Origin of the sequence: Solimonas sp. SE-A11 (assembly GCF_030345715.1) — a bacterium.
GTDB lineage: Bacteria > Pseudomonadota > Gammaproteobacteria > Nevskiales > Nevskiaceae > Solimonas_A.
The window spans coordinates 441,435-459,981 of record NZ_JAUASX010000001.1 but is presented as its reverse complement, the minus strand read 5'-3'; the positions used below and the strand labels follow the sequence as shown (position 1 = coordinate 459,981).

Below are 18,547 nucleotides of genomic sequence, written 5' to 3'. Positions count from 1 at the left end.
GCTCCTTGAGCGAGATCTGTCGTCTGTCGGGGTGTGCCGCAGCCCTGGCGAGCCGAGGCGGCAGGTTTCGGATGCGGGGGCCGACGCAATACAGGGGTATCGCTCGGGGGGCGGATCGCATCTAATCTCGGCTCGCCAGGGCGCGCTGGCTGGCGTGTCCGCCGCGCCGGCCACCGGCATGCCCGCCCCAGAATCGCATAACGAGTAGGACGTTCCGCCCATATGTTTGCTGGCCTGATCACGATCGCTCCCGGCACTGAGCCACAGGATTTCGCCGAACCTGCCGCGCTGAGCGCCGCCCTGGCGCCCTACCACCGCCCGGATCGCGAAGGATGCTGGCAGCAGGGTCCCGCGCTGCTGCTGGCCCAGCGCCAATTCAATGCCCCGCAGTCGCGCGATCCGGAGTTGCCGCTGCGCTGCGGACAGACCGGCGTGGTGCTGGCCTTCTGGGGCCGCCTGGACAATCGCGAGCAGCTCGCGGCGGCGCTGGCGCTCGATCGCCAGCGCCTGGCGTCGCTCGCCGACAGCGAGCTCGTCCTGGCCACGTGGCAACGCTGGGGAGAGGCGCTGCCACTGCATCTGGTGGGGGACTTTGCGCTCGCCGTGGTGGATGCCGCGCGCCGCCGCGTCTTCCTGGCGCGCGACGCTGTCGGCATCAAGCCGTTGTACTACCGCCACGATGCCTCGGTTTTCGCCTTCGCCAGCTCGGCCGCGGCGCTGCGCACGCTGCGCGGCCTGCCGCTGACGCCGGACCCGGAGTGGATGGCGCAATACCTGCTGCACCTGTCGAACAGCCCTGAGCGCTCCGGCTACCGCGAGTTGCACAAGCTGCCGCCAGGGCACAGCCTGAGCGTGGATGCCGAAGGCCGCGCCACGTTGAGCCGCTGGCACCATTGGCGAGACGACGCCCCCGACGCGCATGCGCGCGACCCGCGCTGGGTAGAGCAGTACCGCGCGCAGTTGGAGGAGGCCATCCGCTGCCGCATGCCCAGCGACTATCCGCTGGGCACCGAGAACAGCGGCGGTATCGACTCGGCGACGGTGACTGCCTATCTCGCGCGCTTCCTGGGTGACCCGGGCGATCGGCTGCACAGCTTTGCCTTCGCGCTCTGCGAACAGGAGCCGGCCTATATCCTGGAGACCAGCCAGGCTGCCGGTGTCCGCCACAATTACGTCATCACCGCACGCAGCGATGAGGCCGAGACCCCTGACCAGGTGCTGGAGCGCACGCTGCGGGTGCTCGGCCTGCCGGAGGAGCACAGCAACGGCAGCGGCCATACGCCGTTCTATCGCGAGGCCCAGGCGCGCGGCATCCGCACCCTGTACTCCGGGTTCGGTGGCGACGAGGTGGTCACCAACCCCGCGTCCCACGTGCGGCTCGAGCTGCTGGACGCAGGCCGTTACGAGCAATTGCAGGAGCTGCTGCCCGGCAACGCGCTGACCCGGCGCCTGAGGGTCGCCAAGATGCTGCTCACGAGCCGCAAGAGTCCTGCGTACAACCCGGACTTCTGGCTGGCCTGGAACGAGCGTTGGCCACACCAGCCGCTGCGCGCCGAGGTCGTGGCCGCATACGGCCTGCGCGAGGCCTACTTCGCCACCGCGATCTACGATGCGCCCTACCGCCGCACCAACGATTTCATCCTGCAGCACCTGCTGCAACAAGCGTTCATCCCCGCACGGCTCGAGAGCTGCACGCTAGCAGCGGCATCCTGGGGCATCGAATACCGCTGGCCGTTGTGGGACGCGCGGCTGGTGCAGCAATACCTGTCCACGCCCAGCATCGAGAAGCGTGGTCCGGGCCGCATGGGCCGCTATCTTCACCGCCGTGCGATCGACGGGGTGGTGCCCCAGCGTGTAGCGTGGAAGCCCAGCAAGGATATGGGCGCTCCTTCCTCATCCAGCCATCTGGGCTTGGCGACAGAGGCCTCGGCGCGTCGCCACCAGGCCCTGCTGCACGACCTGCACCCGGCACTGGTGGACCTGGTGGATGTGGCGCGGCTGCGGGCGCAGCTCGGCATATCCTTCGCGCAGGGGTCGGCCGGGGCATTGATCGGGCAGCATTTCACCGCACTGCACATGCTCAACCGCTGGCTCCACGGGCACGCGGGCCCGGCATGAGCCGCTGGCGCCGCGCGCTGCGCCTGCTGCGCCGCGAATACCTGTCGCGGGGCTTGCCGCACGGACTGCTAGGGCCGGCGCTGTTCTGGCCGGACGGCGATGAGCGCCGGGCCCTGCATCGCCGCCTGTGGTGGCAGGCGCCGCGGCGCCTGCCGCGGCCCCTGTGGCTGCTCGGTGAGTTCTGGCTGTGGCTGCGCTGGGCTGCCTACCACGTCTGGCGGCAGGGCTGGACGGTCCTGCGCAGGGCGGGGCCCCAGGTCCGCGCGGAGGAACACATCTCCCTGCCGCGGCAGGCGGGCCGCCTGCTGGTACTGGGCCTGGGCTGGGGCATACCGCCGGCCGACGTCTATCGCTTCCAGCTTTACCGCCGGCCGGCAGCGGCCGCCGACTACATCTACGACCACGAGCTCGCCGCCTACCACCGCTGGCGCAGCCCCGGCCCATCCGCCGGTGCGGCGCGGCAGCGCCTGCAAGACAAGCTGGCGGCCGCCGCGGCCCTGGCCGCACGAGGCGTGCCGGTCGCACAGACCCTGGACTGTGTCACCCGGCACAGCGCGGGCACCCTGGCGTCGCGCCTGGGCACGGGCGCCTGCTGGTTCTGCAAGACACGCAGCGGTCACGCCGGCCGGGGCGCGTTTACCGTCTGGCGGGTCGAAGGCGGCCTGCGTGGATGCAGCTTCCAGGGGCGGGCGCTGGACGACACGGCGGCCGTCGAGCAGGCCTGGCGTGAGCTGCTGGCTCTCGACGACGCCTTGATCCAGCCGCGGCTCGAAAACCACCCGGCACTGCAGGCGCTCGGCACCCGCGATGACGCCATTACCCTGCGCCTGATCACACAGGGCCCCGCGGGGAGTGCGCCGCCCGGCTACGCGGCGCTGGAAATCCCCGCCCCCAGCGCCCCGGGAACGGCACCACAGACCTACGTCATCCTGCCGCTGGACCCGCGTAGCGGGTGCCCGCGGCCGCTGGCTGCGGCGCAACTGCCCGAGCCGGTTCGGCGCGACCAGGCGGAAGTCTGCGCACGCCTGCCGACGGATTTCCGCGTGCCGTTCTGGGAAGAGCTGCTGCGATACAACGCCAGCGCCCATGGCCTCTGCCCGGAACTCTGGGCGGTCGCCTGGGACTGGGTGATCACGCCGGGGGGGCCGGTGCTGCTCGAAGGCAACGCCGGCTTCGGCCTGGCCATGCCGCAGATGGTCCGCGGCGGGCTGGCCGCTGCCGCCCGCTGAATCGGGCGGCCGGGCTCAAGTGCCGGTATCGGCTCCGTGGAAGCGGGCGGAGCTGGTCACTGGCTTGCCTGCCGGGCCACGCGGGGCGCTGATCTGGCTTCTGTGTCTCTTGGAGCGTGATGCACCGGCCGCCTGCCTCGGTTGACCCGCAGCGGGTCTGCAGGCCGGGTCCCCAGCCTGCGAGGCGAATGAGGCGCTTGCCGCGCTGCGGGGCCTCGAAAGCCCGATGGTCTGGGCCCCTCAGGCCGCTGGCGGAATCTGCTCATGTCCGGACGCGACCTGCCCTATCGCCTCCAACAGGCCCAGCTGGTGCCGCGCCACTTCCGCGATCATGGCCGTGACGGGAACCTCCGGCTCGGCCGTGCCCAATGCCAGCAGGTCCTGGTAATGCCCGCGGTTGGCGTGAAGCACCGCCGTCCAGGCCGCCTGGGCCAGGCTGTCGAGTTCGGCGCCCGCCAGCTTCGGGTGGAGGCCGGCCACCAGCACCCGCAATATCGCCCGCGCCCTCAGGGGCCGTGCCGCATCCAGGTTGACGTGGCTGATCGACAGGCCGTCCGCCAGCACCTCCAGCGCGGGCAGGTCCATGTGGGGGCGGTGGTGCTGGCCCTGGATCACCAGCCGCCCGAGGCCCGGCACCCGCAGTTCACAGGCAACCGACTGCAGGAAGCGGGGCTCGCGGGCTACGTACCCATACTGCAACAGAAGGGTCATCGCATCCTTGTAGCCATAGCTGGCATAGCACTCGCCCCCGTCGCCGCAAGGCCAGGGGTCGACCCGCACGCCACTGGGTCGGGTCTTGAAGCGCGCCCCGTCCGGGTGGTGATTGAGCACATCCACCAGGGGCATCAGCACCGGGGTCCTCGCCGGCCCCGCCGCGTCCGCCACCAAGGGAGCCGCCGGGTAGCCCAGCGTGCGGGTGCGCAGGAACGCCTCCGCCGGTGACAGCGTGCCCGCCTCCCAGGGCGGGTGGCCCGTCTGCAGCCGCAGTGCCAGCGCCGAGCCAGGGGCCAGCGCCAGCGCCGGCAGCCGCAGCGGCAGGTCCGCCAGCTTGCCGGTCAGCGCATACAGCTCCAGCATCTGATCCAGCACCTGACGCTGCAAAGGGCTCAGCCGCTCCAGCCCGGTCGTTGGCTCTAGCCGACTCGCGGCTCGCCAGTGCAGGTCGGCCACCGGCACCAGCAGCGGCTCCGGAACCAGGATCAGCGGCGCCTCGGCGGCGGCGAGGGCCTGACGGTCGACGGTGGCCCATAGCGCCCTGCCCTCCTGGTGCAGGCAGAGCCCAGGGTGCAGCTGGCCGCCGGCCGCGCGTACCAAACCGATCAGCGCGGCATAGGCGCGCTCCACATCCCGCAGTTCAGCCGCGATTCGCATGGAGAATCAGCGTTCCGCGATGATGCTGGTGAAACAGCCCACCACCGTGAACTGCGCAAAGCTGGCGCCGCCGGTCACATTGATGGCGCCCGAGCATACCCAGGCATGGGCCTTCATCGACTCCCCCGGCGCACCGGGGGCGAGACCGAAGTACAACGCATAAGGCACGCCATACAGTCGCAGTAGCAGGCTGGCCGTCAGGGCCTGCGGAAAGCAGTTTGACGTCCAAGGGGTGTAGCGCGCGGCCAGCCGCACGGCGCGGCCCACCTGCCCGGCACGGGCCTGTTGCGTCGCCGTCAGCAGCGGCACCCAGGGATGCAGCCCTTGATGCCGGCCCATCCAGGGTGCCAGCCGCCGGAACGGCACGCACAGGATCGCGGCGCGGCTCAGGCCCAGCACGACCCAGGCCGGCAGGAACCAGCCTAGCTCGAAGAAAGAGCGCTGCAGGACATGCCGCAACCGCTGGCGCCAGCGAGCGGTGAAGGGGGCAGGGGCGGTGGGGTTTCCGGAGCGGGACATGGGGAATGTGGCGGCTGCCTGGGGCACGCCAGGGCGTCGCAAGGATAGCAGTGGTCCGCAGCCAGGGCTGCACTTCCAGCAGGCTCCGCATACCCCCTGAATGTGACGCCGGGTCCGTTGCCGTCCAGCGACAAGCTGTGTAGCGTAATCGCAGGGATTGGGCTCAACTCAACCCCGGCTCGTGCCGCGGGATGGCAAGGTCCGTCCATGCAACGGGGTCCGCTCCTCTGCCCGACGGATTCCGCTCATCAGTATTTTCCACTCCAGGCCCCTCCGCATGACCGAAATCACCCCCACCGCCCCCGTCACCCAGGCGCCAAAGTCCGATGCTGCCTCCCCGGCCCGTCGGCCCTATATGCGCCCGCGTCTCGTGTGCCTGGAGCACTCCCTCGATACGCACGGCAAGGTTTTTAAGAACTCTCCGGAGGGTGGCACCATTATTGGCCCCTCCTGACGGCTCGGCCTTCTCCCCAGCCTGCGCACTCCGGAAGTGGATGGGCCCACGGGGTACCCGTACACCGGCCTGATCCGCGGGCGCAGCCCCGGGCTTGCGTTGCTCAGCATGCTCGAAGTCCGCTGACGCGCGGGCGGCAATCCGCACTGGAGTGCCCGCAGAAAGGATGGCAGTGGACCGCAGCTGGGCCAGCACTTCCAGCAGGCTCCGCATACCCCCTGAATGTGACGCCGGGTTCGTTGCCGTCCAGCGACAAGCTGTATAGCGTAATCGCAGGGATTGGGCTCAATTCAACCCCGGCTCTTGCCGCGGAATGGCAAGGTCCGTCCATGCAACGGGGTCCGCTCCTCTGCCTGACGGATTCCGCTCATCTTATTTTCCACTCCAGGCCCCTCCGCATGACCGAAGTCACCCCCACCGCCCCCGTCACCCAGGCGCCAAAGTCCGATGCTGCGTCCCCGGCCCGTCGGCCCTACATGCGCCCGCGTCTCGTGTGCCTGGAGCACTCCCTCGATACGCACGGCAAGGCTCTCACCCAGATTAAAGAGTATGGCTCCGCTTATGCCCCTTCCTGACGGCCCGGCCTTCTCCCCAGCCTGCGCACTCCGGAAGTGGGTGGGCCCAAGGAGTGCCCGTACACCGGCCTGATCCGCGGGCGCAGCCCCGGGCTTGCGTTGCTCAGCATGCTCGAAGTCCGCTGATGCGCGGGCGGCAACCCGCAATGGAGTGCCCGCCGACACGCCCCTGGAAGGGCCCCGATTCATTGAGCAGAATGCGGTCTGGCACAGCCTCGCGCGCGCGGGTAGACGCCATGTTCTGCCCGGTACAAGCGCGCTCACATCTCCTTTCTCAAGAACCCCCTATGCCGGATATGTCCCCCGAAACCCGTGTTGTCCGAGTGCCCGACCTGATCGCCAGCGAAATGGACGGTGATCTGGTGATGATGAGCATCGAGCGCGGCGAGTATTACGGCATCAGCGGCGTCGGCACTCGTGCCTGGGAATTGCTGGAGCATCCCGTCAGCCTGGCTGAGATCGTTGCCACGATCTGCCAGGAGTTCGAGGTTGATGCCGCCATCGGCGAGCAGGACATGCGCAAGTTCCTGGAAGAATTGATCCATCGCGGCCTGGTCCAGACGGTCGCATGAGCGCAACGGCTGCCCTGGAGAGCCGGGCCTGGCCGGCGTTGGCCGCCGTATTGCACCTTGGCGAACTGACCCCCGCAGCCCGGCCCTTCGTGGTCGCCCTGGCCGAGCATCCGCAACTACCGCAACGCCTGGCACGACTGGCCCAGATGCTGCGCGACCGCGAGCAGCGCAAGGATGCGCTCCTGGTGGCGGCGGCAGCGCGTGAGCTGGCGCCTCACGACATCCGCGTGCGCGTACTGACCGAGTGGATCTGCCGCCGCCAGGCCCCGCTCTGGCACTTCGGTATCGTCCATGACCAGTTGCGCAACGAAACCTATGCCCGTGCGCTGCGTCATCATGTGCGCCCGGGCATGACCGTGTTCGAGATCGGCACGGGTACCGGCATCCTGGCGATGCTGGCGGTTCAGGCCGGCGCGCAGCATGTCTACACCTGCGAGATGCGAGAGGACGTTGCTGCCGCAGCGCGCGCGATCGTCGCCCGCAACGGTATGGCCGACCGCATCACCGTGATCAGCCGCAATGCCCGTGACGTGAAGCTCGGCGTGGACCTGCCCGAGCGCGCGGACCTGTTCGTCTCCGAGATCGTGGACAACACCCTGCTGGGCGAGCACGTGCTGCCGCTGACCGAGCTTGCTCGGGAACGATTCCTCAAGCCCGGGGCGCCGCTGCTGCCCTGGCACGTCGCCGCCATGGGTTGCCTGGTATCCGGGAGCAAGCACCACGAGCACTACCGCATGGACACGGTGATGGGCTTTGACCTCACGCCCTTCAACCGCTTCAGCCCGCTGGAGCTGAATGCCGGCAAGGGCGGCGGCGGCAACGTCGAGATGCTGTCCGAGCCAGTGGAGTTGGTCGGCTTCGACCTGCGCCACGATGCCCCGGCCGAGGCCAGCCACGCGCTGCGGCTGGTGGCCAGCCAAGAGGGCCGCGCGGAGGCCCTGATGCGCTGGCTGCGGCTGGATTTTGGTGACGGCATCGTGTTCGAGAACCGGCCGCCGCAGCAATCCAGCTGGGATCCCCACCTGCATATCCTGCCGCAGGCGCGGGACCTGAAGCCGGGCGACGCGCTGGACGTGGAGATCGGCCACGATCGCAGCCGCCTGTACATCATTCCTGCGGCTGCCGATTCGGGCCGAGCATGAGTGAGCACTCTCGGGAGCTGCGGTACGCCTATGGGCTGCGGATCGACAGCGAGCTCGACCTGCCGGAGCTGCAGCAACCGCCCCCAGCAGGCAACGATGAGCCGGACGTCCGCATCCGTCTAGGCGCCGTTCCGTCCGAGGGCCCGGCAGGCGCCAGCCAGTTGGGGCCCTACCTCTGGGCCGGCCCGCGGCAGTTCTGGCTGCACATACCGGAAGTGGCACGGTTCCTGGTGAACGATGGCTGCGAGATCCGGGTGGACCCCGAGCCCGGCATCGACGACGACAGCCTGCGTGTGTTCCTGCTGGGCTCGGCCTTCGGCGCGCTGCTGTTCCAGCGCGGCCTGCTGGTGCTGCACGGCAATGCCATCCAGGTCGGCGACCGGGCCATGATCTGCGTGGGGCACTCCGGCGCCGGAAAATCCACCCTGGCGGCGGCGTTCCTGCGGCGCGGCTACAACATCCTGGCCGACGATGTCGTGCCGGTGGACGCACAATGCCGGGCGCTGCCGGGATTCCCGCGCATCAAGCTTTGGCAGGACACCGCCAGCCGCATGCAGATCGATACGGCCGGCCTGCGCCGCATTCGGCCGGGCATGGAGAAATTCAACTTCCCGGTAGTCACCCAGTTCGCCGACTGCGCGCTGCCGGTGCGCTGGATCTACATCCTGAGCGGCGAAAACCAGCCGGACATCCAGCTCGATCCGGTCGCCGGCATGGACCGCTTCCTGCCGCTGCGCGACAACACCTATCGCGTCAGCTTCCTCAAGGGCATGGGGCTCAACGGCAAGCACCTGCGCCTGATAGGCCAGGTCGCCGCGCGTATCCGTCTGGTGCGGGTCACGCGCCCCGACCATGGCTTTGAACTCGACGCCCTGGTGGACAGTATCCTGGCCGACATCGCCGCGAATCCCTGACGATGGGCGGCATCTACTGGCTGGCGTCCTACCCCAAGTCCGGCAACACCTGGTTCCGCACCTTCCTGCGCAACCTCAAGGCCGATGGCGAAACGCCGGTGGACATCAATGAGCTGTCCACCGGCAGCATCGCCAGTGCCCGGGGCTGGCTTGACGAGGTGCTGGGTTTCGACACGGCCGAGCTCACGCCGGACGAGGTCGAGCGCCTGCGGCCGGTGGTCTACCGCTGGAGCTTGCGGGAGCCGGAGATCGGGTACCACAAGATTCACGATGCCTACACCCTCACTCCGGCGGGCGAGCCGCTGGTAAGCCGCGAGGCCACGCTGGGCGCCCTGTACATCGTGCGCAACCCGCTGGACGTGGCGCCCTCCGCCGCCAATCACTGGCATTGCAGCATCGACCAGGCGATCGAGCAGATGGGCCAGCCGGACATGGCCCTGTGCCGCTCGCGCAAGAGCCTGCCGCCGCAGGTGCGCCAGCGCTTGCTGAGCTGGTCCGGCCACGTGGAAAGCTGGGCCGATGCGTCGGGCCTGAACCTGCACGTGATCCGCTACGAGGACATGCTGGATCGGGCGCAGGAAACCTTTTCCGGGGCGGCCCGTTTCCTGGGCCTGCCGGACGATCCAGCACGCGTGGCCAAGGCGATCCGCTTCAGCGCGTTTGGCGAGCTGGCGCGCCAGGAGTCGGAAAAGGGCTTTCGCGAGCGGCCGCGGCACACCGAGCGCTTCTTCCGCCAGGGCCGCGCTGGCGGCTGGCGCGACAGGCTCACGCAAGAGCAGGTGCAGCGGTTGGTCAAGGACCATTCCGCCGTGATGTACCGCTACGGGTACCTCGATGCGGCCGGCGAGCCCGTCTAGCCCCGGCGCGCGCCCTTTTTCAGCAGCCGCGCGGGCAGGCCGGGCGCGGGCGCGGTGCGACCACGAACACCTTTCAGCGCCCGCTCGAAGATGGCCGGGCGCGCATCCAGCCAGCCCCGCGTCATGGGCTCAGCCTCCTCTCCCGCCCCGGCGCATGCATCTACACCTCATGCACGAACAGTTTGCGCTCAAACCGCAGCTGCGGCCAGAACACCCCGTCCGCCGCACGCTCACCCGCCCCCACCACCATGATGGGGAACGCCGCATCATTCAGCTTCAGCAGCTTGCGCACGCGCACCTCGTCGAAGCCTTCCATCATGCAGCTGTCGTAGCCGTGCGCGCGTAGCGCCAGCACCAGGTTCTCGCAGGCCAGTGCCGTGCTCTTGGCGGCCCATAGCTTCACCTCCGCGCCGGTGTAGGGCCCGCGAGGCACGGCGGCCAGCAGGCCGCCCGCGGCGGTGGCGGCCTTCTTCACCATGGCAAAGCTGTTCAGCGGACCCGGCGCGTAGTTGTAGGGGATCAGCTGGTAGTAACGCTTCACCAGCACCGGCACGTCCGGCATCGGCCACTCGCGCAGCATCTTGCGGGAGAACTCCTGCACGCGGTCCGTGCGCGCCACGCAGACGATCAGCTCCGCGGCGGTCTTGGCGGCGAGCTGGCTCATGCAGGCCTTCACCAGCCGCGCCTTCTTGTCGGCGGACTTCACCACGTAGAACTCCCAGGGCTGGAGGCCTGAGGAGCAGGGCGCGAGCAGCGCCATGTCCAGGCAGTCGTCCAGCACGGCCTGGGGGATCGGCTTGTCGGTGAACTTGCGGACCGAGCGGCGGCTGCTCACCACCTGGCGGAAGGACTCAAGGTCGATCCCCTGGGGCGCGGGCTCGTGGTAGCGCTCCTTGCCGTCCACGGTCACGGTCTTGGGAGCCGCAGGCTTCGCGACACTCCGGGCGGCGGGGACCTTGGGGGCCTTGGCCTTCGCGGCGGGCTTGGCGGCTTTCTTGCGGGTCTTGGTCTGGGTGGTCATGGGCAGGCTTCAGATCGGAGAAGGTTGACCCCCACTGTAGCCGCCCCGGCTGGCCCGATCCTTGGCCGGCGAGCCCGGCGGAGCGGCAGAGGCGGGTGGAGCCGGAACAGGGCCGGGTTGGAATTCCTGGCTCCTGTGGCATGCATCCCCGCCCCATGCGCATCGTCATCGTCGGCACCATCTGCGCAGCGGGGCAGGCTCATGTGCGGAGAAACACCTGCGCGGTGATCGTGTTCCCCTCTTCGATCCCTTCCGCCTTGCGGACACTCGCCTTGATCGCAAACAGGTAGGTGCCCGCCTTGCCCTCGGGAAAGAGCGACGTCTCCCACTCTGTCTCACCCACTCGGATCCGCAGGGGCACCGATCCCCAGCCACGCTTGGCGCCGGTGACCTTGCTGCGGATTTGCGCCGATTGCGCCTTGGGCACGGTGGCAAAGTGCCAGGCCGCGCCCTGCTTCCAGCGCCATACCTTGGTCTTCACCGTGACCGGCGCGGCGGCCGCTTCCGGCTCGCCATCCAGCAACGGCGAGAAGCGGTCCGGCTCGCCGTACATCAGCACGACATTCCGCTTGGTCTTCCGGGTGCTCGCCATCGGCCCTGCTCTCACGCTTCAAGAGTGCGGATAAGGTACTCCACCGCGCCCCTGCCGAGGCCCGTTTCGCACCCTTTTTGTGCAAAACGCATGAGGGCTTTTGGGCTGCCTATACTGGCCCGCATCGCTCCCGCCAGGAACCTGCACATGATCAAGGGCAGCATCGTCGAGCTGGTATCCCCCGCCGAGTCCAACGGCACCATCAAGATGGAAAGCCTGGAAGCCCTGGTGGACTGGCACGTGGTGGAAGGCAGTGCCGCGCTGCTGGTGGGCGACACGCTCGACGCCGCCCTGGAGCTGGACGCCGAGGAGCGCCTGGAGCTGTGGCGCCGCGTGGTCTGGCAGGCCGACGGACGCATCGCCGTCATCGCCGGCCTGAGCGCGAACCGGCTCGAGATCTCGCTGGAATTCGCGCAGGTCGCGGACGAGGCCGGTGTGGATGCCGTGCTGCTCACGCTGCCCATCTCGGCCTTTCCGTCGCGGGACAAGTTGCTGCATGACGTGGAGACTGTTGCCCGGGCCGTGAAGCAGCCCTTGCTGCTGCGCTCCAATGAGCGCATCGCGCCCACTGTGGTGGACGCGCTGGCGCGTATCGACGGCGTCAGCGGTTTCGTCGACGGCGCCACGGACCTTGCCCGAGCGCGCGCGCTGCTGGCGCTGCACCTGCCGGTAGGCTTCGCGCTGTATGCGGGCAGTGACATCGCCGCCGCACCCTTCGTGCTGGAAGGCTTCGCCGGCGGTGTCTCCACCACCGCCAACCTCGTCCCGCGCATGGTTCGCAAGCTTCACGACGCCGCTCTGTCCGGTGATCGGACAGAAGTCGAGTCCCTGCAGAAGCCCCTGCAGACGCTGCTGCAGGCCCAGCCCGAGCACAACCTGCCGCGCGCCCTGCAATGGGCGCTGATCGAGATGGGCCGCGTGGCGGAGAGCACGCCGCCGCTGGCCCTGTCGCAGACGCGCGACTACACCAACCTGCGCCGCGCCCTGCGCTCGACCGGCTGCGCCATCTGACGGCATGCCCCCGGGCAGACGCGGCATCGCAAGGCCGGAGCATCAGGCCATGCCCTGCCCAGCCACCGCTCGCATCGCCGCAACACTGAAACCTGCCGTGCCACGCCGCGGTCCCAAGGGGCATGGCCGCCCCACGCACTCCCGCACGGCACCCCAGGCTCGCTCCGCTGCACACACCGGACGGGCGCTACATCGTCGTGCGCGGGCGCCTGTGGCGCACGTCCAATCCCGGGCTCGGGGCCACGCGCCGGCAGGAGATCCAGCATGAGCTCATGTCCGCCCGCCGCGCCGTCAGGCAGGCCCTCCAGTCCGGCGCCCAGGCATCGCTGAAGCAAGCCCGCGCCCGGGTCCACGCCGCCAAGGTCGCGCTGGGTGAAAGGGGCCCGGTCTGGTGGCAGGATGGCGCCCAGGACTACAACCGCCACCTGGCCCGGAACTCACCCTATGCGCAGTGGTACGCAGAGGCCGAAGGGGCCGCTGGACCAGGCCGCTGACCGAGGGTGGAGGTCGGCACTGAGGGGGCCGTGCAGAAAAATCATCGCCCCCTGTCGAAATCCGCCCTGCCCGTTCGACGTGTAGATGCCTCCCACGGCTTTCCCCAGAATCAGGAGCCCCACCATGCCCAGCACCATCCGCCTCCACCGCGTCCTAAAGGCCCCGCCGGAGCGCGTCTACCGCGCCTTCACCGACGCCGACGCCCTCTGCAAGTGGCTGCCGCCCAATGGTTTTACCGCCAGGATCCATGAGTTCTCGGCGAAGGTGGGTGGCGGCTACCGCATGTCCTTCACCAACTTCACCACCGGCGGTGCCCACTTCTTCCGCGCCGAATACACCGAGCTGGTGCCCAACGAGCGCATCGTCCACACCGACCAGTTCGAGGACGCCAACCTCCCCGGCCAGATGACCGTGACCATCGTCCTCAAGCAGGTTTCCTGCGGTACGGACATCAGCATCACCCAGGCCGGCGTGCCGGACGTGATCCCGGAAGAGGGCTGCTACCTCGGCTGGCAGGAGTCGCTGGCCCAGCTCGCGCAGCTGGTAGACCCCGAGATTCCGGACGCATAAGGCGCTCGCCCCAGCGGCAGCGCAGCAAGGGCTGGCGTGGTCGGGCAAGCGCCCGATCACGCCAGGCTACGCGCCGCGCCGTGCGTGCCCAACCCCCACCGCGATCCCTGCTGCCAGCAGGATCAGCAGCGCCGCCACGCCAAACGTCACCCGCATACCGTGTGCCACCGCATCCGGGCTGGCCGCGTGGATATCCGCCGCGCCCGCTGCCGCCGCAAACACGGCGCCCAGCACGGCCGCACCCGTGACCAATCCCAGGTTGCGTGAAAGGCCGATCATGCCGGACACCAGCCCGCGCTGGTCCGCCGCCACGCCCGCCATTACCGCGGTGTTGTTGGCCACCTGGAACAGCGCATAGCCCGCCGTGAGGATCACCAGGGGGATCACGTAGCCGGGTATGCCCAGCGACACCGGCACCCGCGACAGCGCCGCGCAACCCACCACCATGCCCATCAGCCCGCCCACCGTGATGCGCTGCGCGCCATGGCGGTCCACGCTCTGCCCGCCGGGCAGGCCCACCACCGCCGCGATCAGCGGCCCTGCCGCCATTACCAGCCCCACCACCGCCGCATCCAGCCCCAGCGCCCGCGACAGGTAGAACGGCCCTACCACCAGCGTCGCCATCATCACCGTGGTCACCAGCACGCCGGTGGCCAGGCCCGCCCGCAACACCGGCTCCCGGAACATCGCCAGCCGCAGCAGCGGCGTGGCAGCCCGGACCTCCACGCGCAGCAACAGCACCAGGCCCATCGCCGCCGCCAGCAGCAGCCCCAGGTTGAGCACTCCCAGGCTCCCCCGCCCCAGCGTCATCGCCAGCGCATACGCCGCCAGCGTCAGCGCCAGCAGCACCGTGCCCGTCACATCGAAGCGTCCAGCCGCACCCGGCGCAGTCCGCGGTACATCCGGCAGGTATCGCCGGCAGAGGCCGAAGGCCAGCAGCCCCAGCGGCAGGTTGATGAAGAAGATCGCCCGCCAGCCCACCTCCGAGATCAGCAGCCCGCCCAGCGACGGCCCCAGCGCCGTGCCCACGGCAGACATGGTGCCCAGCAGGCCCATCGCACTGCCGCTGCGCTCACGGGGCACGGTCTCGCCGACGAAGGCCATCGTCAGCGACATCATCACTGCCGCCCCCAGGCCCTGCACCGCTCGCGCACCGATCAGCATCCACAGCGTCGGCGCCAGCCCACACAACACAGACGCCGCCGTGAACAGCGCGATGCCGGCCACCAGTAGGCGCCGCCGCCCCGCCACGTCCCCCAGCCGCCCCACCCCGACCACCAGCGTGGTGATCGCCAACAGGTAGGCCAGCACGATCCACTGCACCTGCTGGAAGGACGCCGAGAACACCTGCGCCAGCGTCGGCAGGGCCACGTTGGCGCTGCTGGTGCCCAGCGACGACAGCAGCACCGAAAGCGACAGTCCCACCAGCGCCCAACGCACCGCCCGCGTCTCTGCCGGGCCGCTCGGGGCAGTATCAGTATCGGTCTTCGGCGCGGCTTGCATGCGGTGCTCCATCGGCTCGCCCTTCTCGGGCAGGGCCTACTGTGCAACTTCAAGTCCACTTGAGGTCAAGGGTATCGGTCGGGGCAAAGGCCAAGCTCTTGGTCACCCTCCGTGGACGAACGCCGCTGGAGGGCCAAGCCTGTCCGGAAGCCGGCGGGCCATCATGGCAGAGCATCTCTCCGGGGAGAGTGCCGGAGCCAGGGAAATACCGCAGCAATTGCCGATGAGAGGGAGATCATCAATGAATTGGAGAAAGCCGTTCACACCCAGCCGTCGAAGGGTGAACCGCTCGAGCAACCCAGCCAAGAAGAAAAACGGAACTCCGTTATGAGTTCCACCTTCTCCGGCGTAACCTATTCCCATCGAGCCAACGCCCCACGTTGCCAGGCAACGACCGAGGCCCGCCGCATACCGGGAACGATCTCACCCACCCGGCCCATGCCTCCACGGCTCCCAGACTTCCCCGCAGTAGAACGATTGCCGGGCTAACCCAGTAGGGCTCTGCTAGCGCATCCGCGAACGAGTCCCGGGTCACACCTGCTGTCGGTGCTCATTAACAACTTGGTATTGCTGCCCGCCGGGTCCCTCCACCAGGGGAGCCCGCGCAGCGCAACGGGCGTGCCGGCAAGAGGCGTCCGCGGAGACAACGGCTGGCCGCAAGGCCAGGTCTGGCACGTGGCGAGCGCCATCTCTCCGGAGTCGGCCCGGCGGAGCAGGTTTTTTCGGCAGCAAACTGCCACCCATTCCCCGTGTCTTCCCGTCACCGCGCCTGCGCCAATGCCACCGCATCCGCGCCCGCCGGGAAGCGCAGTTGTCCGCCTTCATCGTTCGCCGCACGCCACACCGCCTCCGCCACGTCACGCTCGGTCGTGACCATGGGATTGTCCAGCGCCGCGAAGATGCGCTGGGCCCTCGGCATATACGCCTCCGGTATCAGCCCCGCCATGCGCTCCTGTCCATTGGCGGTGAATCGCGTGCTGGGCGCATAGCCCGGTTCCACCAGTCTGGCGCGCACGCCGAAGGGCTCCAATTCCAGCGCGAGCGATCCCGTGAACCCCTGGATTGCCTGCTTGCTGGCGGTGTACACCGCCACCAGCGGCATCGGCGCCAGTGTCGCGCTGGAAGTCACGTTGATCACCACGCCACAGCGTCGGCTGCGGAACTGCGGCACCACCGCCTGCGTCACCGCGATCACGCCAAAGGTATTGGTCTCGAACGCCTCGCGCGTGGTGGCCATGGGCGTGGCCTCCAGGGCGCCGAACAGGCCGATGCCGGCGTTGTTCACCAGCACGTCGATCGGCCCGCTCGCCTCCAGTACGGCCGCGATGCTCTCCGGCCGCGTGACGTCCAGCGCCAGGACGCGCAGGCGCTCGGAACGCGGCAGCAGGTCTTCTCGCGGCTGGCGCATGGTGGCGATCACTTTCCAGCCCTGGTCATGGAAGTATCGCGCGGTCTCGAGCCCATAGCCGGACGAGCAGCCGGTGATCAGTACAGCTCTGGGTGTGGCTTTCATGGGGAACTCCTGTGTGGTTTGCATGGCGTCCACGATAGGCGCCATGATCAGGACTCTCCATAATCATGAGTCCATCATTTTTTATCCAAAGTCCAGACATGAGTGATCCCCTGTCCGACGTCATTGCCCTGCTCAAGCCACGCGCGGTGTTCTCCAATGGCATCAGCGGTGCCGGCGCCTGGGCCGTGCGCTACCCGGAGTTCGGCCTGCCCAGCTTCTGTGCGGTGCTGGAAGGCCGCTGCCGTCTGGCGTTGGATGGCCAGGAACCCCTGGTGCTGGAAGCCGGCGATTTCCTTCTCCTGCCCAAGACCGGCGGCTTCACCATGTCAGGCTTCGAGCCCGCCAAGCCGGTGCGCATGGACCCGTGGCAGAGCGCCACGCTTGGCGGCGAGCTGCGCCACGGCCGCCGCGGCGGCAAGCCGGATGTGCGCCTGCTCGGCGGTCACTTCGCCTTTGAATCACCGGAGGCGGGCCTGTTGGTCTCCATGCTGCCGCCGCGTATCCATGTGCGCGGTGTGGAGCGCCTGTCCACACTGGTGCGTCTGCTGCGGGAGGAATCCCGCGGCCAGGGCTCCGGCCGCGAGCTGGTCCTGACGCGCCTGGTGGAGATATTGCTGATCGAATCGGTGCGCCAAGTCTCCGGCGAGCAAGCCCCAGCCGGCCTGCTGCGCGGCCTGGCCGATCCGCGCCTGGCACGGGCGCTGCGGCAGATGCACGGCAACCTCGCGCAGGGCTGGACCGTGCCGCGCCTGGCGGATGTCGCCGCTCTGTCACGCTCCGCCTTCTTCGAGCGCTTCACGCGCACGCTCGGCCAGGCGCCGATGGAGTACCTGCTGGCCTGGCGCATGACCGTAGCCAAGGACCTGCTGCGCCGCGGCGAGCTCGGCATCGGCGAGCTCGCCGAGCGCGTAGGCTACGGCTCCGCCAGCGCCTTCAGCACCGCATTCAGCCGGCATGTCGGCCTGCCGCCGGGGCGCTATGCGAGGTCAGGCGCGGAGGCTTGATGCTCATGCCTGCTGCATGCGCCAGCGCGAACTCCGCGGATGAGCTCCGTTCAATCTGCATGACTCCTTCCGTATCCGCCTCCATGAATCAGTGACTTATCAGCCGGCCGGGCTGGCACGGCTCTTGGTCCTTCTCCCTGGATGAGAAACGGAAAGACCACCATGAACGTACTGACCACCGGCGACTTCACCCACCATGCTCCGGCCTTCGACTCGCCGGGCTTCCAGTTGCGCCTGACGCGCTTCAACCACAAGCGCCTGCGCCCCGAGCCGGACAGCAGCGCTTGGGAAAGCGGCCTGGCGGAAGAGATCCGCATGCGCCACCTGGAAGGGCTTTACATGGAGCACCTGCGCGCCGGGATCGCGCCCTGGATGCAGGCGGTGCCCACCACGCCGGCCGCCTTCATGGACTGGTTCGACGACCTGCGCCACGACGGCCCCGGCCAGGGTGATCCGCTATTCCCCTGGCTCGCCGAGCACGCGAGCATGAGCGACATGAAGTGGTTCCTGACGCAGGAGGCCGCAGGCGAAGCCGGCTTCGATGACTTGGTGGCCCTGACGCAGGTGCAGTTTCCCGCGCGCCCCAAGGTGGAAATGGCCAGCAACTACTGGGACGAAATGGGCCGCGGCCGCCTGCAGGCCATGCATGGCCTGATGCTGTCGCAATGCGTCGAGGCCCTGCAGCTACAGCCATCCATGGAAAGCACCGTGTGGGAATCCCTGGCTCTGGGCAATCTCATGGTCGCCCTGGCCGCCAACCGCCATTACGCCTATCAGTCCGTCGGCGCCCTGGGCGTGATCGAGATGACCGCGCCCGGTCGCGTCAGCCGCGTCAACGAAGGCCTCAAGCGCCTGGGCGTGGATGCCCCGGGCCGCCGCTACTTCCAGATTCACGCCGGACTCGATATCAAGCACTCCGAGCAATGGAACCGCGAAGTCATTGAGCCCCTGGTCTCGTCAAACCCGGAACTGGCCCGTCCCATCGCGGAAGGCGCCCTGCTGCGACTCGCCGCAGGCGCAAGCTGCTTCGCGCGATATCGCGCCCAGCTCTGGGGTGGCGAGCAGAAGGCCGTGGCCTAGATGCGCA

General features: G+C 68.8%; 18 protein-coding genes. 11 read left to right on the top strand and 7 right to left on the bottom strand.

What is annotated here, in order from left to right; translation table 11 throughout:
• The first annotated feature begins 222 nt into the window (after positions 1–222).
• The gene (locus QT386_RS02430) at positions 223–2,118 is read left to right on the top strand and encodes an asparagine synthetase B (RefSeq protein ID WP_289272138.1); all 1,896 of its coding nucleotides are present in this window, start codon (positions 223–225) and stop codon (positions 2,116–2,118) included.
• Positions 2,115–3,347 (top strand): sugar-transfer associated ATP-grasp domain-containing protein, encoded by a 1,233-nt coding sequence (locus tag QT386_RS02425; RefSeq protein ID WP_289272137.1) that lies wholly within the window; start codon positions 2,115–2,117, stop codon positions 3,345–3,347. Before QT386_RS02430 ends, QT386_RS02425 begins: the two co-directional genes overlap by 4 nt.
• Positions 3,348–3,587: 240 nt before the next feature.
• Here the strand turns inward: QT386_RS02425 and QT386_RS02420 are convergent, their stop codons facing one another.
• Together QT386_RS02420 and QT386_RS02415 are read right to left on the bottom strand one after the other, a co-directional pair.
• On the bottom strand, positions 3,588–4,718 hold the full coding sequence (locus QT386_RS02420; protein ID WP_289272136.1) for a hypothetical protein: 1,131 nt from the start codon (positions 4,716–4,718) through the stop codon (positions 3,588–3,590).
• Positions 4,719–4,724: 6 nt separating this feature from the next.
• Complete coding sequence (locus tag QT386_RS02415) at positions 4,725–5,237, bottom strand: lasso peptide biosynthesis B2 protein (RefSeq protein ID WP_289272135.1); 513 nt, start codon at positions 5,235–5,237, stop codon at positions 4,725–4,727.
• A 1,316-nt stretch (positions 5,238–6,553) separates the two neighbouring features.
• Between QT386_RS02415 and QT386_RS02410 the strand changes: the two genes are divergently transcribed.
• The 4 genes from QT386_RS02410 to QT386_RS02395 are packed head-to-tail and all read left to right on the top strand — an operon-like array spanning position 6,554 to position 9,751.
• Positions 6,554–6,838, top strand: coding sequence for a lasso peptide biosynthesis PqqD family chaperone (locus tag QT386_RS02410; protein WP_289272134.1), 285 nt, complete (start codon positions 6,554–6,556; stop codon positions 6,836–6,838).
• The gene (locus QT386_RS02405) at positions 6,835–7,980 is read left to right on the top strand and encodes a 50S ribosomal protein L11 methyltransferase (protein ID WP_289272133.1); all 1,146 of its coding nucleotides are present in this window, start codon (positions 6,835–6,837) and stop codon (positions 7,978–7,980) included. Before QT386_RS02410 ends, QT386_RS02405 begins: the two co-directional genes overlap by 4 nt.
• On the top strand, positions 7,977–8,894 hold the full coding sequence (locus QT386_RS02400; protein WP_289272132.1) for a hypothetical protein: 918 nt from the start codon (positions 7,977–7,979) through the stop codon (positions 8,892–8,894). The genes QT386_RS02405 and QT386_RS02400 overlap by 4 nt, the downstream gene beginning before the upstream one ends.
• 2 nt (positions 8,895–8,896) lie before the next feature.
• Positions 8,897–9,751 carry a sulfotransferase domain-containing protein gene (locus tag QT386_RS02395; protein ID WP_289272131.1) on the top strand — a complete coding sequence of 285 codons (855 nt, stop codon included), beginning with the start codon at positions 8,897–8,899 and terminating at the stop codon, positions 9,749–9,751.
• Here QT386_RS02395 and QT386_RS02390 read toward each other — a convergent pair.
• The 3 genes from QT386_RS02390 to QT386_RS02380 all read right to left on the bottom strand — a co-directional run bounded on the left by QT386_RS02390 (position 9,748) and on the right by QT386_RS02380 (position 11,364).
• Positions 9,748–9,876 carry a hypothetical protein gene (locus QT386_RS02390; RefSeq protein WP_289272130.1) on the bottom strand — a complete coding sequence of 43 codons (129 nt, stop codon included), beginning with the start codon at positions 9,874–9,876 and terminating at the stop codon, positions 9,748–9,750. The two genes, QT386_RS02395 and QT386_RS02390, sit on opposite strands and share 4 nt — an antisense overlap.
• A gap of 35 nt (positions 9,877–9,911) precedes the next feature.
• Positions 9,912–10,772: a nitroreductase family protein gene (locus QT386_RS02385; RefSeq protein ID WP_289272129.1), complete on the bottom strand. Its 861-nt coding sequence runs from the start codon at positions 10,770–10,772 to the stop codon at positions 9,912–9,914.
• A gap of 199 nt (positions 10,773–10,971) precedes the next feature.
• A complete protein-coding gene (locus tag QT386_RS02380) occupies positions 10,972–11,364 on the bottom strand; it encodes a DUF1905 domain-containing protein (protein WP_289272128.1) in 393 nt (130 codons plus the stop codon).
• 147 nt (positions 11,365–11,511) lie between these two features.
• On the opposite strand from QT386_RS02380, the gene QT386_RS02375 reads away from it, so the two are divergent.
• The 3 genes from QT386_RS02375 (at position 11,512) to QT386_RS02365 (ending at position 13,440) form a co-directional block, all read left to right on the top strand.
• Positions 11,512–12,375: a dihydrodipicolinate synthase family protein gene (locus QT386_RS02375; RefSeq protein ID WP_289272127.1), complete on the top strand. Its 864-nt coding sequence runs from the start codon at positions 11,512–11,514 to the stop codon at positions 12,373–12,375.
• Positions 12,376–12,497: 122 nt separating this feature from the next.
• Positions 12,498–12,869 carry a hypothetical protein gene (locus QT386_RS02370; protein WP_289272126.1) on the top strand — a complete coding sequence of 124 codons (372 nt, stop codon included), beginning with the start codon at positions 12,498–12,500 and terminating at the stop codon, positions 12,867–12,869.
• A 124-nt stretch (positions 12,870–12,993) separates the two neighbouring features.
• Complete coding sequence (locus QT386_RS02365; RefSeq protein WP_289272125.1) at positions 12,994–13,440, top strand: SRPBCC family protein; 447 nt, start codon at positions 12,994–12,996, stop codon at positions 13,438–13,440.
• 66 nt (positions 13,441–13,506) lie between these two features.
• On the opposite strand, the gene QT386_RS02360 is transcribed toward QT386_RS02365, so the two are convergent.
• Entirely contained in the window at positions 13,507–14,943 is a 1,437-nt protein-coding gene (locus QT386_RS02360; RefSeq protein ID WP_289272124.1) for an MFS transporter, read from the bottom strand.
• A 760-nt stretch (positions 14,944–15,703) separates the two neighbouring features.
• The gene (locus QT386_RS02355; protein WP_289272123.1) at positions 15,704–16,456 is read right to left on the bottom strand and encodes an SDR family oxidoreductase; all 753 of its coding nucleotides are present in this window, start codon (positions 16,454–16,456) and stop codon (positions 15,704–15,706) included.
• A gap of 98 nt (positions 16,457–16,554) precedes the next feature.
• Here QT386_RS02355 and QT386_RS02350 point away from each other — a divergent pair, with 98 nt between their 5' ends.
• Both QT386_RS02350 and QT386_RS02345 read left to right on the top strand, forming a co-directional pair.
• A complete protein-coding gene (locus QT386_RS02350; protein ID WP_289272122.1) occupies positions 16,555–17,460 on the top strand; it encodes an AraC family transcriptional regulator in 906 nt (301 codons plus the stop codon).
• A gap of 162 nt (positions 17,461–17,622) precedes the next feature.
• On the top strand, positions 17,623–18,540 hold the full coding sequence (locus QT386_RS02345; RefSeq protein WP_289272121.1) for an iron-containing redox enzyme family protein: 918 nt from the start codon (positions 17,623–17,625) through the stop codon (positions 18,538–18,540).
• The last annotated feature ends 7 nt before the right edge of the window (positions 18,541–18,547 follow it).